Raw genomic sequence first — 16877 nt, 5'->3', positions numbered from 1 at the left:
CAGTGGCGCCCTCTATGGGAGCGCTCCCACCCCCCACACCCGTTCAGGAGGAACAATGACGTCGAACCGGAACGAATCCAAAGCCACAGGCCCGGAATCGCCAACTCGGAGGGCCGTTCTGGCGACCATGGGCGCCCTGCCGGTTCTCGCGGCCGCGACGCCGGCCGCGACGGCGTCCGGTGCGCCATCCACGCTGGCCGCCGTGGTCATCAACCCCTCGGCGGCGCGGCAGACGATTCGGGGCTTCGGCGGCATGAACCACACGGTCTGGATCAGCGACCTGACGGCCGCCCAGAGAGACACGGCATTCGGCAACGGCGAGGGCCAGCTGGGATTCTCCGTGCTGCGCATCCCCGTCCACGAGAACCGCGCGAACTGGAGCCGTGAGGTGGCGACGGCGCGGCGCGCGATCGAGCATGGCGCGACCGTCATCGCGTCGCCGTGGAATCCCCCCTCTCACATGGTGGAGACCTTCGTCCGCGGCAGTCAGACGGACGCGCGGCGGCTCCGTTACGACATGTACGGCGCCTACGCCCAGCACCTGAACGACTTCTACGTCTTCATGCGGGACAACGGGGTCAACCTGTATGCCATCTCGGTGCAGAACGAGCCCGATTACGCGCACGACTGGACGTGGTGGACGCCGACCGAGATGATCCGGTTCCTGCGGGAGAACGCCGGCTCGATCGGCACCAGGATCATCGCGCCGGAGTCCTTCCAGTATGTGAAGAGCTTCTCGGACCCGATTCTCAACGACGCCGGAGCGATGGCCAACCTGGACATTCTCGGCGCTCACCTCTACGGCACGCCGTACGGGAACTTTCCCTATCCCCTCTTCAGGGAAAGGGGCGCCGGCAAAGAACTCTGGATGACCGAGGTCTACTACCCGAACAGCAGCGATTCGGCGGACCTCTGGCCCCAGGCGCTCGACGTGGGGGAACACATTCACCGCGCCCTGGTGGATGCCGAGTTCCAGGCGTACGTGTGGTGGTACATCCGGCGCGCTTACGGCCCCATGCGGGAGGACGGGCGCATCAGCAAGCGCGGTGCCAGCATGGCGCACTTCTCGAAGTTCGTCCGCCCGGGACATGTGCGGATCGACGCGACCTCAAGCCCTCAGTCGAACGTCTACACGTCGGCGTTCAGGGGCAGTGGTTCCCAGGTGGTCATCGTCGCCATCAACAAGGGCACGGCGTCGGTCAGTCAGTCGTTCACGTTGCAGAACAACACCTCAACCAGGGTGTCGTCCTGGGTGACCGACGCGAACCGGACCCTCGCGTCCCAGGCCGCGATCAGTGTGTCGAACGGCACCTTCACGGGCCAGCTTCCCGCTCGGAGCGTGACGACGTTCGTGACCGCGTAGGGCGAACGGCCCTCGTTCCACGGCGGCGTGCAGGTGAACACGCCGCCGTGCACGGGGCCGCGAGCGTGCGCGCGTGAGCGGTCGCCCACCGCGTTATCCGCGTTGCGCCGCGGCGCCCAATCGCCTTAGGTTACTTCCCTCTTGAGCGGGGGGACGTGCCCTGTCCGCGGCCACGAGTCAGCAGATCGGAGATGCGGAACGGGATGACTGCTCACCTCCACGCGCTCTGCTTCGATGCGAACGACCCGCCCCGTCTGGCGCGCTTCTGGGCCGGCGTCCTGGACTGGGAGTTGGTCGACGACCCCCGCGACGGCATCGCCCTCCTGCCGAGCGATGACACCGGGTTCCGGATCCGGTTCCTCCCGACCCAGGAGGAGAAGACCGAGCAGAACCGGATGCACTTCGATCTGACGAGCACCTCCCTCGACAACCAGCAGCAGACGGTGGCGACAGCACTCGAACTCGGCGCCCGGCACATCGATGTCGGCCAACGCCCGGAGGAGGGCCATGTGGTGCTCGCCGACCCCGAGGGCAATGAGTTCTGCGTCATCGAGCCGGGCAACAACTTCCTCGCCGACTGCGGATTCATCGGAGCGCTCGCGTGCGACGGTTCGCAGGAGGTCGGATACTTCTGGAGCAAGGCGCTGGGCTGGCCGTTGGTCTGGGACCAGGACCAGGAGACCGCGATCCGCTCGCCGCATGGCGGCCCGAAGATCACGTGGGGCGGTCCGCCGCTGATGCCGAAGTCGAGGAAGAACCGGCTGCGTTTCGACGTCGCTCCGCCTGCCGAGGGAGATCAGCAGGCGGAGGTGGACCGTCTCGTCTCGCTGGGGGCGATACTGATCGACATCGGCCAGGACGAGGCCGGCTGGGTGGCGCTGGCCGATCCCGACGGCAATGAGTTCTGTGTCGTGCCCCCTCGCTAGCCCGGCCACGGCGTCCCCTCGGGTCACGATCTCCGGCTCGGCATGACGCTACGGTCGCCGGGTGGCGAGTCCGCGAGATGGCACGAGTGCCCGCTGCATGGGCGCGGCGTCCGTCCCGAGTACCTGGTCGGGCGGTGGCTGGCCCAGGTGTTCACGTCCCGGCACCGGAACGGCGCGGGGCCCCCATCCGGGCCGTTGGATGCCTGGCTGATCGACGGCGAGGGGGGCTCCACGCGCATCACGATCGGCACGGACTGGTGTCTGATCGTGGAAACGTCGGCTCCCCATGAGGGGTATGACATGGGTGAGTGGGGCCGCGTCGAGGTGGCACCGGTCCACACCGAGACGCCGTTCGCGAATCACGTTGGCGAGACGGTGCTGGCCATCCGCGAGGAGGGCGCCCCGGCCACCGGGCGGCTCGCGCTGGAGATCACATTCCCCTCCGGCCGGGTCCGGTGCGAGAGCTGGGCCGGAGATCTCCGTCTGTCCACTGGCTGAATCATCGGTCTGGCTTCGGGGCTGTCGATCCACAGGGCTCCGTCGTGGACCAGGAGCCGGTTAGCCATAGCTCACCCACACATCTCCGGCCTGAGGGCTGGCCGGTGCGGTGGACCCGGCGAACAGCCGGGACGTACCGAGGTTGGGTGCAGACAGCGGGCCGGCCGCGATGACCGACAGCGGGACAGCGGAGCCATGGCGGTCGATGCGGACGGCGCCGTCGCGGTGCACACGCGTCAACTCCGCGCCGTCGCCCGTGCGCCGCGGTCGCAGCCCCCAGCCATCCGCATCGGGAGCGTCCGGCACCTCGACAATGACTCCTTGGAGCCCGCACCACGATTTTTGTGACGGGTACACCGCGTGCAACGGGTCGGATCTCGGGTCCGCGCCCCACCCGCCCGTCAACGGGCACACGGACTGGTGGACCGAAGACATCGGTTCGCTCGACGACAAGGCCGTCGGCGACTCCGGGCCGGTGGCCCCAAGACCCAGGTCATCGAGTGCATCATTAAGCTTGAACCGTGATAGGCAAGAGAACATGCGGATGGTGGCTCGCCGCCGCCGTGACCGCTTCCGCGGTACTCACCGCGGGGTGTACGGCCTCGGTCGACCCCGACGAGCTGCCCGGCGTGTACCGCAACGACGAGACCGGCGGCGAGATCCTGCTCGATTCCGACGGGACATTCTCTGCCACTGATGTCTCGACAGACGGATTCTCCGGCCCCGCCGACTTCAGTGGCCAATGGGAGTTCGTCGACAGCCAAACCTCCAGCGACTTCATCTACCTGTCGGTCGATGACGGGGGACTCGGCATGACCGTTGGCGTCCAGCTCTACACGAAGGGCCGGGATACGGTGTATTTCCACTTCGATCCCGACGGGCCGCCGACGCTGGAGCTCACCAGGGTGGCCGCGCCGTAGAACCTGCGTGCCGATGTCGGCACGTGGTGGCACCACACCCGACGGCGGCGGCCGATCCGGGGAAGGCCCTGATCGGGTCGACCCACCGGAAGCCGTCGTTTCGCACGCGCCTGAAGTCGAGGGGTATGAATCCGGCGCGAAGCGCTTGCACGCGTCCAGTCCTTCGGACGGGCCGGACCAGCCGGGCACGCACAGGAGGACTTGAGCCGCCCGGAGCCGCGCGGTGTGCGGACCTGCACCGCCATGTGGTCGGGGATGCCGGAGATGCCGTCCTGGCCTGTCCATGCCTCGTACCGGGTATCGCCCCGTTGTTGTGCATGTCTTACAGGAACGTGCCCGGCTGAGCGAAGTCGGCCGTCGGTCGCGTGTTCCACGGCGTGGCTGTGGCGGAGGGCATGTCGAAGGGGAGTCGGTGGCTGGCGGTGATCCCACCGTCCCGTGCGGGCACGTCGATCTCGTAGAGCACCATCTCCCCCACGTCGCCCGGCCGGCGCTGCGGCTGCGGAGCGACGGGCAGTGCTGATCTCCGCCCGAGGTGGCAGCTACGGTCCCGGCGCGCCCAACCACGGCTTCGACTACGTCGTGCCCACCACCGAGGCGGTGCTCGGACGAGAGGAACTGCTGGGACTCGATGTCGCCACCGTGGTCCCCGAGCTGACCATGGCACCCCACACACCGTCCCTGGCTGAGCTTCTCCCGATGCACGAGGCATCCATGGCCGACGCCCACGACCGTGCTCGTGAGCTCGCCGCGACGATGGCCACTCCGACCGCCGCCTGAAATCCCCGGACCGTCACGCACCACAACACCCGCGACGGCGCTGAACGGCCCTACGCCGTGACGGGACGCCCGGCTGGAGAGGCCGCGGCCGATCCAGAACTTCACGACTTGTCCGAACACCTTTACCGGTCACGATCCGGCGGTACCGGTGCTGCGGCTGCGCGGGGCGCCAGGACACCCGTCGAGCGGCCGAGTCGCGAGCCAAGTTGCCGCGTCTCGGCGTCGCGTGGAACACCGCCAACGACGCCCGTCCTCGCCGAGGGCAAGCGAATCCTGATCGATGACGACCGTCGATTCGATGGCGGCACCGCGATCGGCGTGGATGAGCATGTGCGGCGCCACACTAGTCGCGGCGACAAGTACGTCACCGTGATCATCGACCTCACAGATGTGGCTCGCCAGCACCTGCATTGAGGAGACCGACCTGCCTGGCTCGGGGAACGCAAGGCGGCGGCAGGCGAGCCGGTCGTCGCGGCGCCCTGCCGCATACACGATGCCTCCGATGCGATGAAGAGAAGCGTCGCGGACTTCGATGCGATAGGCCATCGGCACCTTCCGTGGACGGGCGCGGTGCTCACGGGCACCGCCATGGTGTCGGTGCGCCACGGCCACCGGCGGCGGTCCGAGCTGGTCTGCTGGGTCCGCCACCCATTCCGGGTGGCCGGCCGAGCGCGGGCGGCGACGAGAAGTCCCTTGTCGGGTTCACCGGCCGAACCCCATGATGTTTACGTGAACATCCGACAGGACGGCGACGCGCGGCGGATGCCCGCCGGGCTCGTCGCGCTCGCGCTCGGCAGTTTCGGGATCGGCCTGACCGAGTTCGTGATCGCCGGCCTGCTGCCCCAGGTGAGCCGTGACCTGGACGTCTCCGAGGCCGCGGCCGGGTGGCTCATCTCGGGATACGCCCTGAGCGTCGCGATCGGCGCGATCCTGCTGACCGCCGCCACCACCCGACTCCACCGCAAGGCCGTCCTCGTCGGGCTCGTGGCGTTGTTCGTCCTCGGCAACCTGCTGTCCGCCGTCGCGCCCACCTACGACATGGCGCTGCTCGGCCGCGTCGTCGCCGCCCTGTGCCACGGCTCCTTCTTCGGCATCGGCTCGCTCGTCGCCCGCCGCCTGGTCCCGCCGGAGCGGGCCTCGCGCGCGGTCGCCGTGATGTTCGCCGGGCTGACGGTCGCCAACGTGCTGGGCGTGCCCTTCGGCGCCCTGGTCGGCGAACGCTGGGGCTGGCGCGCCACGTTCTGGGCGATCACCGGTATCGGCGTGCTGGCGGTGGCCGCCATCGCCGTGTGGGTCCCGGCCTGGGCGGGCGCCGTGGACGAGGCCCACCGGGCGGCCGGTCTGCGCCCGCAGTTGCGCGCCTTCCGCTCCTGGCAGGTCTGGCTGACGCTGGCCGCCACGGCCCTCAGCTACGGCGGCATGTTCGGGGCGTTCAGCTACATCGCGTACACGTTCACCGAGGTCACCGGCTTCTCCAGCGCCGATGTCGCCTGGCTGCTCGTCGTCTACGGCACCGGCCTGGTGATCGGCAACGTCGCCGGGGGCCGGGCGGCCGACCGCGACCGGGACCGCACGCTGATCGTGTCCCTGGCGGGACTCGCCGCCACGCTCACGGCGTTCGGGCTGCTGGCCGACGGGCGGGTCGCGTCGGTGGTCCTGATCTTCCTGATGGGCGTGTTCGGGTTCGCCAGCGTGCCCGGCATGATCACCCGTGTCACGGACGCCGCCGGTGGCGCGCCGCTCGCCGCCAGCGCCAACGTCTCGGCCTCCAACGTGGGCAACGCCCTCGGCGCCTGGCTCGGCGGTCTCGCGATCAGCGCCGGCCTGGGCTACACGGCACCGCTGTACGTGGGCGCCGCGGTCGTGGCGCTCGGCCTCGCCGTGATGGTGGTCACCGCGCGCACCGGGCGTGCCGCCCCACCTCCGGCGGCCGGGCACGCCCGGCCGGACCGGGAACGCCGGCCGAGCAGGAGCCGGTAGCCGTCCGGGGCCGCCGGGCGCGGTGGTGGTGTGCGAGCGGCGGCTGGCACACTTCCGTGGCCGCGCGCTGTCGGTTACTCTCACGGCGCGCTGTGTCTGGGGCGGGCACCGGGGAGGGGCCGGCGGCTCGGCGGCGGAGGGGGCGGGATTGATGGTTGTCGATGCGCCGTTGTCGCCGGACGGCCGACGACGGGGGCTGGCGGCGGCGCTGCTCAACGTCAGTGGCCTGGGCGCGGGTTACATCTATCTGGGGTTGTGGGCCCGGGCGGTGGGCGCGTGGCTCGTCACGCTGGCCGTCGTGTTGGCGGCCAACGCGCTCAACGCGAGCGACACGGCCCTGTTCTGGAGCGGGGTGTACGTGGTGTGGCTGGCCGCCATGGTCGCCGATGGCCGGCGACTGGGCCGCCGCCCGGCCGATGTCCGCACGCTCTTCGCACGGCGCTCGCGCCGGTGGCTTCCGCCGGCGGTCGCCGCGGCCCTGCTGGTGCTGGTCGCGACGGGCCTGGCGATCCACCGCGGCACACCGGCCGACGAGCTGGCGAAGGCGGAGCGGGCCCACGCGGACGGTGACTGCGAACGGGCCCGGGTGCACTACGACCGGGCGGCGGCCGGCCGCTACGAGTTCACCCTCAGCCAAGCGGTGGCCGACGCGCGGGCCGGGCGCGTCTCCTGCCGTTTCCTGCTCAACGCCGAGGCGGCGGCCGACCGGGAGGCGTTCACGGAGGCGATCGCCGACTACAACATCTACCTGAACCGTCACGACGGCGAACCGCCCTGGCCCGGCGCCGAGGCCCGGCTGGTCGAACTGCGCCTGGCCTACGCCGACATGCTGCTGGCGGAGGACACGGGCGAGGGATACGCCGGCTATCAGACGGCGTTCGAGCAGTACCTCACGGTCCGGGACGAGCACGGCGAGGTGCCCGGCGCCGAGGAGGTCCCCGCGCGGCTGGACGCCATGTACGACGCCGCCACCGCTCCGATGGCCGACGGGCGCCCGTGCCAGACCCTCACCGCCCTGGAGGCTCTGCTGCCCCTGCCCGAGACGCGGGAGGCGCCGGCGGCGGACGAGCTGGCGGGGCGCGCCGAGGGCGCGCTGCCCGACGCGTTGTACGCGTGCGGCGAGGGGCGGTACGCGGACGAGCAGTACACCGAGGCCCGGGAAGTCCTCGAACGGATGGTGGGGGACTACCCGGAGGACGAACGCGCCGACCGCGCCTCCGAGTTGCTCATCGCGATCGAGATCGGCCTCGCCCAGGGGGGATCGCCCGGTGAGCTTCCCCCGCCCACGGCGGCGGGCAGCGCTCCCGGCAGTTCGGTCACGGTGGAGATCGTCAACGACTCACCCGAGCCGCTGGAGGTGCTCTACAGCGGTGCGGAGACGGGGACGGCCAGGGTGGAAGCCTGTGACGGCTGCACCACGCACACGGACGTCCTGGAGGGCTTCGGCGGCTCGGGCTGCACAACGGACCTCGACCGGCCCGCCCTCACCCTGGAACTGCCGCCCGGCAGCTACGAGTTCGTCGTTCGCGCCCGATCGGACACCTCCGTCACCCCGTTCTACGGAAGCTGGGCCCTCGCCGCCGGGACGGCGTACAGCGACTGCTACTACATCTCCGAGTCGTCCTTCGGCTTCTGAAAAACGGGCCGATGCCCGGCGAAACGCCCTCGGTGCGCCGGGGGCGTGGTGCGGCCGTGCTCTTCGTCGAGTTCTGGTGTGGACGGGACGCATGAACACGCGGGACAGTTGCTACGTCCATGACATCCCTTCATGAGTGAGGACGCACCCATGTTCCCGTCACGGATCTCCCCCGCGCTCTCCACCACGGCGCTGACCCTGCTGGCCATCGGCTCGGCCATCACGCCGGCCAGCGCCACCGGCGCGGACGCCGACACCACGGCCACGATCACGGCCGACTGGAGAGGCCAGTCCCTCATCTACCGCGCCGGCGCCGGGCAGGCCAATGATCTCCAGATCATGGACATGCCCCCCAGCGCGGACGTGCGCCGGATAGCGTTCAACGACGAGGTCCCCATCCGGGCCGGTGACAACTGCACGCAGCCCGACCCCAACGACGCGACCCGCGTCGTGTGCGAGCTGCCGGCGAACGCCGACCTGCCCGGCGGCATCCGGGTGCTGCTCGGGGACGGCGACGACCAGTTTTTCAGCGACGCGCCGGGGGTCTCCACCGTGCACGCCGGCGCGGGCGACGACGAGCTCCATGCCCATTCGGCGCGCGTGGTCCTCGGTGCGGGCGGCGACGACATGCTCATGGGCGGCGTCGTCATGGACGGCGGCGACGGCATGGATCACCTGATGGGCGACTACCGCGACCAGTACCTCTGGGGCGGCGCCGACAACGACCACATCGAGGCGTTCGGCGGCGACGACTTCGTGTCCGCCGGCTCCGGCGACGACCACGTCGACGGCGGCGAGGGCGACGACGTCCTCTCCGGCGGCCGGGGCGACGACATGATCGTCGGCGGGCCGGGCACCGACCGCGTCTGGGGTGGCCCGGGCGCCGACGAGATCACCGAGTAGCCCACCGCCGGTCCGGGCGGGTACCGGCGCGTTTCGATCGGAACGCGCGGGGCGCGAGGCAGGCGCACGAACGGCACCGCCTCGCGCCCGGCCCCGGCGGAGCGCGAGGGTCAGCCGGCGGGGTCCAGTTCGCCGGCGGGCCGGACGTCGTCACCGCGCTCCGCCGCCGCGCGCCCGGTGGCGAGCCGCGCGGGACGCAGGCGGTGGATGACGGCCACGAGGACGAGGGTCAGCACCAGCAGCCCGGCCCCGATCACCCACTGTTCGGGCCACAGGCCCGAGGAGGCACCGTCCGGGGTGCGGCCACCATCGGCCCCGGTGATGATGACGACCGCCAGGCCGGCGACGGTGGCCACGACCGCGAGCCGGCCGGCCAGGCGAGCGGTCAGCGGCAGCGGACGCGCTTCCCGGCCGGCCCCGCGAAGCCGCAGCCGTTCGCTGGGCCGCGCCGGCGCCAGCAGCCGGATGAACAGGAGCGTGGCGAGAGGCATGTGCAGGGCCCACACCAGGGTGCGGAACGAGCCGTCGTACCAGACGTTCGTGCCTTACAGCAGGGTGTGCCACACACTGAGCACATAGACGACGATGAGTCCGGGCGGACCAGCGCAGAGTGGCTCGGCCTGGAGACGACCCGTGCGCTCAGCAGGGCCGGCGCGTCCGTCACCGTCGGCTCGCGCGACCCCTCCCGCGCGGCTCCCGCCCTGGACGGGACCGAGCGCGTCGAGATCGCTCGACTGGACCTCCTCGACCCGGCGTCGATCGACGCCTTCGCCACCCGGTACCTCGACTCCGGCCGTCCGCTCCACATCCTCGTCAACAACGCCGGAATCATGGGCGGCGAGCTGGTGCGCGACGCCCGCGGCTATGAATCGCAGTTCGCCACCAACCATCTCGGCCACTTCCAGTTGACTCTGGGCTTGCTGCCCGCGCTGCGCGCCGCTCACGGCGCCCGAGTCGTCAACGTGTCATCCGGTGGCCATGTGCTCTCCGACATCCGCTGGGACGACCCGCATTTCACCGCCGGCTACGACGGCATGCTCGCCTATGGCCAGTCCAAGACCGCGAATGTACTCTTCGCCGTCGAGCTGGACCGGCGCTGGGCCGAGCAGGGCATCCGCGGCTATGCCGTGCACCCGGGCATTGCGTTCGGCACGAATCTGGCACCCTGGATCACCGATGCCGAGCTGCGGGCCATGGGAGTGATCGACGAGTCCGGCCGGCCGGTCGTCGACCCCGACCGCGAGCTGAAGACGCCGCGACAGGCGGCCAGCACCAGCGCGTTCGCGGCGACCAGTCCCCTGCTGGCCGAGTTCGGCGGCGTCTATCTGAAGGACAACGACATCGCACCGCTGAATGAGGCCCCGTCGGCCATCGCCTTCGGTGCCGAGCCGGTCGCCGTGCCCGGCGTCGAGCCGCACGCCGTCGACCCCGAGTCGGCGCGGCGGCTCTGGGAGCTGAGCGACCGGCTGCTCAAGGGATGACGGACAGCCGCGGCGAGCTCACCGGAACGCCCCGACGGCGGGCCCCCGACACACGTCGTGAGCTGTGAGTACGCGGTCCAGGACCTGCCCGGCGTCCTGGGCCTCGTAGGGCGGGCCCACCACCGTGACGCCGCGGGGGGAGGCAGTCGGCGGTGAGCGGTCGCCCGCAGGCGCGTGGCCCGCGCCAGAGACTCCAGCACCTCCAAGTCCGCCGCACGGCCCGAAACGACGGTCTGTCCGGGGGAGTTGAGGACGGAGAGCCGTAGGGTGCGACCGCCCGCCGCCCGGCACAGGTGGGCGGCGCGCCGGGCGCTGCGCCGTCGGGAGCTCACCTTCGACGTCGTCGCGCTGATCTGCGCGGCACTGCTCTCCTGGCAGGACCCGCTGCTCGACACCTCCGCCCTGCACAACCACTATCTGCTGCACGCCCCCCGGTTGGGGTGGGTACATCCCGCTCTTCCGGCACCACACCGGCATCGAGGTGCAGCCGCTGTTCACCCGGTTCGGCTACGTCGTCATGATGCCGACCGTGTTCCTGCCCTGCCGGCTCACCGCCCGGGTGGCGCGCGGACGGCCGGGGTGGGGACCGGTTCGGGTTGAGGTGATCGGCTTCGGCGCGCTCTTCTGCGGCCCTCGGGCCATGGCCCGCCGAACGGCCCTCGCGGGCGGTACGCCGCACCCGTTCCGCGGCCTGCCGGGGGCGGCGGGCGGCCAGCGGTCCGTGCTCCGTCTCCTGGCGGGGAACGGCTTCGTCAACGCGCTGCTGCTCCTGTGGATGCTCAGCATGATCGCCTTGTCCGCCCACGGTGACTGGTTCGGCGCGGCGTGAAGTAACTTCGTTCGGTGCGGGGCCAGTTGACGGAGGAGGAGCGACCATGACGAGTTTTGACGGACTCGGCGAGGCCGAGGCGCGGGCCTTCACCGCGCGGTGGCTGCCCGCGTGGACGGGGAACGACCCGGAGCGACTTGCCGCCTTCTACGCGGACGACGCCGTCTACCGCGACCCGGCCGTTCCCCGGGGCGTGCGCGGGCGGGAGGAGATCCTGTCCTACTTTCGGCGGCTGTTGGGGCGGTATCCGGAGTGGGTGTGGACGAACACCGCGGCCCGGCCGCTGGACGGGGGGTTCCTCAACTACTGGCACGCGGTGATCCCCACGGCGGGCGGCGTCGTCGAGTGCGACGGTGTGTGCACCGTCACCTTGCGGGACGGTTTGATCACCAGGAACGAGGTCTTCTTCGACCGTTCCGTGCTGCTGTCCGCGATGAGGTCCTGACGCTCTCGCCCGGCCTTGGTGTCACGGTCGGGGGCGGTTCCGGCCGAAGACGGCGCGCGCCACGGCGAGGGCCTTCTCGACGGGCCGCATCTCGTCGGCCGTGGTGACGTTCAGGCATAGCACCACGCGGCGGCCGCCGTCGCGGGTGGCGAAGGCCATGCTCGTGTAGCCGCGCAGCGAGCCACCGCCGCCGTGGATGCCGGCCGGCCCGTCCCAGCCGGGCGCGGCGAGGTGCTGGACTCCCAGTCCGAAGCCGAACCAGGGCACTTCGGGGAGCCGTTGGGGGTGCGGGGTGAGCATCTCGTCGAGCAGGGGCGCGGGCACGAGCCGGCCGGACAGGAGTGCGGCCAGGTAGGTGTCGAGGTCGGCGGCCGTGGCGACCATGGAGCCGGCCGCGTCCCAGACGGAGGCGTTGATCTGGGTGATGTCGATGAGCCGGCCGTCGGTGGTGCGGGTGTAGCCGTGGGCGTGCGGGGTGGGCAGGGCCGGGTTGCCGCCGGGGTGGAACGTGCCGGTCATGCCGAGCGGCCCGGTGATGCGGCGGGTGACCTCCTCGTCCCAGCGGCGTCCGGTCACGGCGCGGACGAGCAGGCCGAGGAGCACGTAGTTGGTGTTGGAGTAGCCCAGGCGGGTGCCGGGCTCGAAGGCCGGGGGCCGGGCCAGCGCCGCCGTCAGCAGTTCCTCGGGGGTGTGGCGGCGGTAGCGGTCGCGGATGAGCCGGTCGGCATCGACCGTGACCCGGGGCAGGTAGTTGGGAACGCCGCTGGTGTGCTGCAAGAGCTGCCGCACGGTGATGGGCGGGTAGTGGGCAGGCAGCAGGCCCGCTACGTGCTGCTGGAGGGGGGCGTCCAGGCCGATGCGGCGCTCGGCGACGAGTTGCAGGACCACGGTGGCGGTGATCGTCTTGGTGATGCTGCCGATGCGGAAGAAGCCGCGCGGATCGACCGGTTGGGTCCGGTCGGCGTCGGCGTGGCCGGCACGTGCCCCCCAGACGCCGTCGGGCGTGGTGACCCGGATCAGCCCGCCGAGGGCGCTGTCGTCGATGACCCCCTCCAGGGCCTGGCTCACCGCCCGCCGGTCCAGCGGCGGTGGAGCGGCGTCGCCGGGCGTCCCGCCGTTTCCCGCCGTCACCGGGAACCGCCCCGGGCCGGGGCCCCGATCACGGCGGCCACCCCGGCCGCCACGGTTGGTGGCGTACCCCGTCCGGCCCAGTTCCGAGGCCGGCGCCGCCGCGGCCCCCGGAGAGGGCTGTGACGGCCGTCAGAGCCGCCCGCCGCAGGAGCCGGCACGTTCAACGCGGCACGCCGCGCATCCCGCGGCAGCCCCGCGGGCGGCGCCACCCGCGCGTTCGGCACCCGCACCGGCTCGGACAGCGCACACGCCGGGAGGCAGAACCGCCATGGTGATCGCCTGGACAAGAGAAGCGCACACACGATCCCATTCTGGGCAACACAGTCACATTTCGCCCGGAGAGCGCCGTGGCGTGCGCACCGCCGGTCGGGTGGCGGCTTGCAGCCGGACGTGCAGGTCGGTGGCGTCGTCGGGGAGCAGGGCGGAGGTCGGCCCGGCGAGGAAGATCGCCCGGTAACTCCGCGACACGCCGGGACACTTATCGCCGGCCGAGCCAGCCGGAGGCCGCCGCGACTTCCGCCGCGATGTCGACGACCGAGCGGCCGTCGGTCGCCACCCGGATGGTGCCGGGCGGCACCCGCTCCTCCAGCATCGGCCCCTTGACGGCACTGGTCTCCAACTCCCGCTCCAGCCGCGAGCCGAGCTCCCGCCCCTTCAGCCGCTCGACGACCGTCTCGTCCGAGGCGGTGAGCAGGACACGGATGATGCGCGCGTCCGCCCCCAGAACGCGCTCGAACATGCCCGCGTGCTCGGGCAGTACGCACACGGTTCGGGTGTAGATCAATCGCCGGTGACCGAGGCGAGCGTAATTCGCCCAGACCGCCGCCAGATTGCGCTCAGTGATCGCCATACGGTCCGGGTCGCCCTCCGGTGCGGGGTGGACCTGCCCCATGAAGTCGCCCTCGACGATCGCGTGGGCAACCTCGGCGGCGCACAGTTGCGCCGAGACCTCCCAGCCAATCGTCGACTTACCGACACCGGCCCGGCCTCCGATGAGGAGCGCGTCCACGTGATCCATGACGGCAGCGTCCCAGGACACATGCGCCGGGCGTAACCCGGCAACGGCGGTGACCGCCGGCAGAGGACGCCGGGACAAGCCTTGCTCAGCGCGCTCGCCCAGCGTCCTCGGCCGTCCTCGCCCTCCATTGGGCCGCCGTCATCCGCCAGACGACATCAACCCCCACTTCCCCGGGAGCGACGGGCCCTTCAGGTGCTTGTACGCGTTCGACCTCGGTGAATCCCAGGCGAAGGGCGACGGCGCCGCTGGCGCGGTTGGCGGCGTCGTGACGGATCTCGATGCGGTCGATGTCCGGCAGCAGGAAGCCCTGGCGGACCAGAGCCGCGGCGGCCATCGTGGCCAGCCCCCGTCCGGTCCACTGGGGGTGAAGCCAGTAGCCGATCTCCAGGCCGCCCTCACCGATGCGGCGGAAGAGGCCGCAGCTCCCGATCACCGCCGCGTCCGACGTGATCGCATAGCCGAACGCCTGCCCGCTCTCCCACTCCTCCTGGTTCCGGGCGAGGAAGTGAGCGGTTTGCTCTTCGCCGCGGTTGGCCGCCCAGGGCATCCACGGCAGCAGATGGTCCAGAGACTCATGGATCGCCCGTTCCAGGGCACCACGATCACTCATGCGCCACCGGCGTAATTCAACCCGGTCGGAACGGAGAATTTCGGCGGGTTCTTCCATGCACCGGATGCTCTCGCAGCCAGTTGGGCCCGAACAACGCGTTATCAACCGCTCGTTGCCCAACCGGCCCCGGTCAAGACCGCGCGCGGGACAGGCAGCCGTCAGGTGCCCGTGCCGTACTCGGTCCCCATCAGCACGAGCGTGGCTCCCAGGCATACGAGGGACAGGAATCCGATGATCCACGCCGTCATGAGCCGGTCGGTCTTGATCTTGAGGTCGGGGTTCTGCCGTTGGGCGATGGAGGCCTCGATCAGCCGGCCGCGGACCGGGTAGAGGGCGATCGGGATGGCGGCGAACGCGACGCTGTACAGGAAGAGGAACACCGAGGCCGGTTCGGAGCCCAGCCGGGTCGCCAGCAGGACGACGGCAGCGAGCACCAGGGCCACGGCGTACGACGTCCGCCCGCCCTGCTCGGTCTGCTGAACGGGCGTGCGCCGCTGTTCGCCGGCGGCCTTCAGCTCCTTGATCATGGCTCGCATCGTGACCATGAAGAACGCCGTCGCGGCCACCGCGATCAGACCCCAGCCGGACTCAGATATCGACAACGGCATCTTTTTCACCTCATCTGCCAGCCGCTGACCGTATCAGCCGCACCGTCGGCCGGTGTTGGGCACCGTGCCCACCGCCGGTGTCACAAAGCCTGGTCAGATCCCGTCAAGGTTGTGGACCACATCCGGCGCCGACCGGTGGGTCAGGATGGGGACAACACCGCCCATGAACGGCGTTCCAAGGGGAGGGAACATGGCGGTCGGGATCATCGACGCGGGGCGCGAGCCGGCCCATCAGCTCACGTTTCTCAAGCAGTTGGACGAACTTCTGCGCCGCCTGCGGCGGCAGGCGTCCCGGGACTCCGAGGCCGATCCGCGGGAGGTTCTGGACTGGCTGCACCGCCAGACCGGCGTGGACGTCGCGCTGGTCGCCGACGCGGGGACCGTCGAGGCGGTCACCGCCGGCTTCCCCCGCGACGTCCTGGCCGCGGAGGCGCTCACTCCGCTCCTGGCGCGCCTGGCCCGCGGCGACACGAACGCCGCCGCCACCCAGGTCGGCGAGACCCGGTTACGCCTGGAGGCCCTCGGCCCCCGCGCCCCGCACCCGGTGCTGGTCGTGGCCGACCCGGGCCCGGTGCCGCAGGACGCGGCCGCGCTGATCTCGCACACCGGCAGCGTCCTCGACGTCCTGCGCCGCGTCAGGGAAGCCGACACCACCTCGCGCGGCTACCACCGGAAGGCGCTCCAGTTGCGCTTCGCCGTGTTCCAGGCCCTGATGGCGGGGGACCCCGCCCTGGCCCGCCGCATGACCGTCGGGTCCGTTCCGCCGCTGCTGGACGCCGGCCGCGTGCGGGTCCACCTGCTGTACTGCGGGTCCGACAACCGCGAGCAGATCGCGCAGACCTACCAGGACGCCTCCGGCTTCCACGGGCCGGGCCTGATGGTGCCCTGCCCCGTCTTCAACGGGAACCTGATCTGTCCCATCGCCGACGACCCGGGCGCGACCGACGCCGCCCGCCAGGGGGAGGTGCTGCGCCGCCTGGTCCGCCAGAACCCGAACTACGCGCTCGGCATCAGCGACCCGCACCCGCTGCGGGAGACGGCCGACGCGTACGGGCAGGCCGTGCACGCCCTGGCCGTCGCCCGCCACACCCCCGGCCGGGTGCTCGCCTACCGGGGCCAGGTGCCGCTGGCCCGGCTGCTGCCCCGCCGGCAGGCCCTCGCCTGGGCCGGCGACTTCCTGCGGCCGCTGGCCGCCCTGCCGAGGACCACGATCGACATCATCCGCCTGGCCGTGACGTTCCATCGCACCGGCGTGGCCCGCCTGCAGGGCATCAGCCGCAACACGGTCGCCGCGCACGTCCGCCGCGCCGGCGAGCTGCTGGGCGTGGACCTGGGGAACGCCCGCGCCCGTGCCGCCGTGGACCTGGCCCTGTCCCTGACCGGCCCCGACGGGGCGGCGGAGCAACGGCCGGCCCCCACCCTGGACGCGTTGCTCCGCACCCCGGCCGCCACCGCCTGGGCCCGGGCGTTCCTCGGGCCGCTTCAGGAGGTCGACCGGGTCCACACCACGGCGCGCACCTGGATCGAGGTCAACACCGACGCGCAACGGACGGCCCAGCGCCTCGGCGTCAGCCGCAACACCGTCCGCCACCATCTGCGCACCGCCGAACGCCTCCTCAACCGCGACCTCCTCACCACCGGCTCCGGCCTGCACGACCTCGTCCACGCCCTGCACGCCACCGACGCACTGCCCGCCTGATCCCGTGTGCCGGGCGGTGCACGGGCCCAGGCGGGAACCGAAGTGGCAGG

At 71.4% G+C, this 16877-nt stretch carries 19 protein-coding genes and 1 pseudogene; 13 read left to right on the top strand and 7 right to left on the bottom strand.

The window, feature by feature from the left end; genetic code table 11:
- Positions 1 to 55: 55 nt before the first annotated feature.
- The 3 genes from RM590_RS13755 (at position 56) to RM590_RS13745 (ending at position 2787) form a co-directional block, all read left to right on the top strand.
- Entirely contained in the window at positions 56 to 1363 is a 1308-nt protein-coding gene (locus RM590_RS13755; RefSeq protein ID WP_311704803.1) for a glycoside hydrolase family 30 beta sandwich domain-containing protein, read from the top strand.
- A 203-nt stretch (positions 1364 to 1566) separates the two neighbouring features.
- Positions 1567 to 2289 carry a VOC family protein gene (locus tag RM590_RS13750; protein WP_311704802.1) on the top strand — a complete coding sequence of 241 codons (723 nt, stop codon included), beginning with the start codon at positions 1567 to 1569 and terminating at the stop codon, positions 2287 to 2289.
- Between the two features lie 42 nt (positions 2290 to 2331).
- On the top strand, positions 2332 to 2787 hold the full coding sequence (locus tag RM590_RS13745) for a hypothetical protein (protein ID WP_311704801.1): 456 nt from the start codon (positions 2332 to 2334) through the stop codon (positions 2785 to 2787).
- Between the two features lie 60 nt (positions 2788 to 2847).
- On the opposite strand, the gene RM590_RS13740 is transcribed toward RM590_RS13745, so the two are convergent.
- Positions 2848 to 3093: a hypothetical protein gene (locus tag RM590_RS13740; RefSeq protein ID WP_311704800.1), complete on the bottom strand. Its 246-nt coding sequence runs from the start codon at positions 3091 to 3093 to the stop codon at positions 2848 to 2850.
- A 215-nt stretch (positions 3094 to 3308) separates the two neighbouring features.
- Here RM590_RS13740 and RM590_RS13735 point away from each other — a divergent pair, with 215 nt between their 5' ends.
- The 6 genes and pseudogenes from RM590_RS13735 to RM590_RS13710 all read left to right on the top strand — a co-directional run bounded on the left by RM590_RS13735 (position 3309) and on the right by RM590_RS13710 (position 9006).
- Positions 3309 to 3707, top strand: coding sequence for a hypothetical protein (locus tag RM590_RS13735; RefSeq protein WP_311704799.1), 399 nt, complete (start codon positions 3309 to 3311; stop codon positions 3705 to 3707).
- 516 nt (positions 3708 to 4223) lie between these two features.
- On the top strand, positions 4224 to 4487 hold the full coding sequence (locus RM590_RS13730; protein ID WP_311704798.1) for a hypothetical protein: 264 nt from the start codon (positions 4224 to 4226) through the stop codon (positions 4485 to 4487).
- Positions 4488 to 4603: 116 nt separating this feature from the next.
- Positions 4604 to 4880 (top strand): annotated as a pseudogene (locus tag RM590_RS13725) (ISL3 family transposase); the annotation flags it as partial.
- A 369-nt stretch (positions 4881 to 5249) separates the two neighbouring features.
- The gene (locus tag RM590_RS13720) at positions 5250 to 6467 is read left to right on the top strand and encodes an MFS transporter (RefSeq protein ID WP_311704829.1); all 1218 of its coding nucleotides are present in this window, start codon (positions 5250 to 5252) and stop codon (positions 6465 to 6467) included.
- Positions 6468 to 6618: 151 nt separating this feature from the next.
- Positions 6619 to 8103: a tetratricopeptide repeat protein gene (locus tag RM590_RS13715; protein WP_311704797.1), complete on the top strand. Its 1485-nt coding sequence runs from the start codon at positions 6619 to 6621 to the stop codon at positions 8101 to 8103.
- A 132-nt stretch (positions 8104 to 8235) separates the two neighbouring features.
- Positions 8236 to 9006: a calcium-binding protein gene (locus RM590_RS13710; RefSeq protein ID WP_311704796.1), complete on the top strand. Its 771-nt coding sequence runs from the start codon at positions 8236 to 8238 to the stop codon at positions 9004 to 9006.
- 110 nt (positions 9007 to 9116) lie between these two features.
- Here the strand turns inward: RM590_RS13710 and RM590_RS13705 are convergent, their stop codons facing one another.
- Complete coding sequence (locus tag RM590_RS13705) at positions 9117 to 9497, bottom strand: hypothetical protein (protein ID WP_311704795.1); 381 nt, start codon at positions 9495 to 9497, stop codon at positions 9117 to 9119.
- A gap of 66 nt (positions 9498 to 9563) precedes the next feature.
- Between RM590_RS13705 and RM590_RS13700 the strand changes: the two genes are divergently transcribed.
- The 3 genes from RM590_RS13700 (at position 9564) to RM590_RS13690 (ending at position 11761) form a co-directional block, all read left to right on the top strand.
- Positions 9564 to 10487 carry an SDR family NAD(P)-dependent oxidoreductase gene (locus tag RM590_RS13700; protein WP_311704794.1) on the top strand — a complete coding sequence of 308 codons (924 nt, stop codon included), beginning with the start codon at positions 9564 to 9566 and terminating at the stop codon, positions 10485 to 10487.
- A gap of 481 nt (positions 10488 to 10968) precedes the next feature.
- Positions 10969 to 11316: a hypothetical protein gene (locus RM590_RS13695; protein WP_311704793.1), complete on the top strand. Its 348-nt coding sequence runs from the start codon at positions 10969 to 10971 to the stop codon at positions 11314 to 11316.
- 46 nt (positions 11317 to 11362) lie between these two features.
- A complete protein-coding gene (locus RM590_RS13690) occupies positions 11363 to 11761 on the top strand; it encodes a nuclear transport factor 2 family protein (RefSeq protein WP_311704792.1) in 399 nt (132 codons plus the stop codon).
- A 21-nt stretch (positions 11762 to 11782) separates the two neighbouring features.
- Here RM590_RS13690 and RM590_RS13685 read toward each other — a convergent pair whose 3' ends face one another.
- The 5 genes from RM590_RS13685 to RM590_RS13665 all read right to left on the bottom strand — a co-directional run bounded on the left by RM590_RS13685 (position 11783) and on the right by RM590_RS13665 (position 15128).
- Positions 11783 to 12892 (bottom strand): serine hydrolase domain-containing protein, encoded by a 1110-nt coding sequence (locus tag RM590_RS13685; protein ID WP_311704791.1) that lies wholly within the window; start codon positions 12890 to 12892, stop codon positions 11783 to 11785.
- Positions 12893 to 13216: 324 nt separating this feature from the next.
- Entirely contained in the window at positions 13217 to 13360 is a 144-nt protein-coding gene (locus RM590_RS13680; protein WP_311704790.1) for a hypothetical protein, read from the bottom strand.
- 10 nt (positions 13361 to 13370) lie between these two features.
- The gene (locus RM590_RS13675) at positions 13371 to 13910 is read right to left on the bottom strand and encodes an ATP-binding protein (protein ID WP_311704789.1); all 540 of its coding nucleotides are present in this window, start codon (positions 13908 to 13910) and stop codon (positions 13371 to 13373) included.
- 85 nt (positions 13911 to 13995) lie between these two features.
- Positions 13996 to 14577, bottom strand: coding sequence for a GNAT family N-acetyltransferase (locus tag RM590_RS13670; protein WP_311704788.1), 582 nt, complete (start codon positions 14575 to 14577; stop codon positions 13996 to 13998).
- Positions 14578 to 14678: 101 nt separating this feature from the next.
- Positions 14679 to 15128 (bottom strand): hypothetical protein, encoded by a 450-nt coding sequence (locus tag RM590_RS13665; protein ID WP_311704787.1) that lies wholly within the window; start codon positions 15126 to 15128, stop codon positions 14679 to 14681.
- Positions 15129 to 15318: 190 nt separating this feature from the next.
- On the opposite strand from RM590_RS13665, the gene RM590_RS13660 reads away from it, so the two are divergent.
- Positions 15319 to 16827, top strand: a complete 1509-nt coding sequence (locus tag RM590_RS13660) for a helix-turn-helix domain-containing protein (RefSeq protein ID WP_311704786.1) — start codon at positions 15319 to 15321, stop codon at positions 16825 to 16827.
- Positions 16828 to 16877 lie beyond the last annotated feature (50 nt).

The organism is Streptomyces litchfieldiae (assembly GCF_031845365.1).
Lineage (GTDB): Bacteria > Actinomycetota > Actinomycetes > Streptomycetales > Streptomycetaceae > Streptomyces > Streptomyces litchfieldiae.
This window is presented reverse-complemented; position numbering and strand designations above follow the sequence as displayed.

Excerpts from the sequence above, each read along its gene's own strand:
- RM590_RS13755 (WP_311704803.1), top strand. The coding sequence starts at position 56 with ATGACGTCGAACCGGAACGAATCCAAAGCCACAGGCCCGGAATCGCCA.
- RM590_RS13750 (WP_311704802.1), top strand. The coding sequence starts at position 1,567 with ATGACTGCTCACCTCCACGCGCTCTGCTTCGATGCGAACGACCCGCCC.
- RM590_RS13745 (WP_311704801.1), top strand. The coding sequence starts at position 2,332 with ATGACGCTACGGTCGCCGGGTGGCGAGTCCGCGAGATGGCACGAGTGC.
- RM590_RS13720 (WP_311704829.1), top strand. The coding sequence starts at position 5,250 with ATGCCCGCCGGGCTCGTCGCGCTCGCGCTCGGCAGTTTCGGGATCGGC.
- RM590_RS13715 (WP_311704797.1), top strand. The coding sequence starts at position 6,619 with ATGGTTGTCGATGCGCCGTTGTCGCCGGACGGCCGACGACGGGGGCTG.
- RM590_RS13710 (WP_311704796.1), top strand. The coding sequence starts at position 8,236 with ATGAGTGAGGACGCACCCATGTTCCCGTCACGGATCTCCCCCGCGCTC.
- RM590_RS13705 (WP_311704795.1), bottom strand. The coding sequence starts at position 9,497 with ATGCCTCTCGCCACGCTCCTGTTCATCCGGCTGCTGGCGCCGGCGCGG.
- RM590_RS13690 (WP_311704792.1), top strand. The coding sequence starts at position 11,363 with ATGACGAGTTTTGACGGACTCGGCGAGGCCGAGGCGCGGGCCTTCACC.
- RM590_RS13675 (WP_311704789.1), bottom strand. The coding sequence starts at position 13,910 with ATGGATCACGTGGACGCGCTCCTCATCGGAGGCCGGGCCGGTGTCGGT.
- RM590_RS13670 (WP_311704788.1), bottom strand. The coding sequence starts at position 14,577 with ATGGAAGAACCCGCCGAAATTCTCCGTTCCGACCGGGTTGAATTACGC.
- RM590_RS13665 (WP_311704787.1), bottom strand. The coding sequence starts at position 15,128 with ATGCCGTTGTCGATATCTGAGTCCGGCTGGGGTCTGATCGCGGTGGCC.
- RM590_RS13660 (WP_311704786.1), top strand. The coding sequence starts at position 15,319 with ATGGCGGTCGGGATCATCGACGCGGGGCGCGAGCCGGCCCATCAGCTC.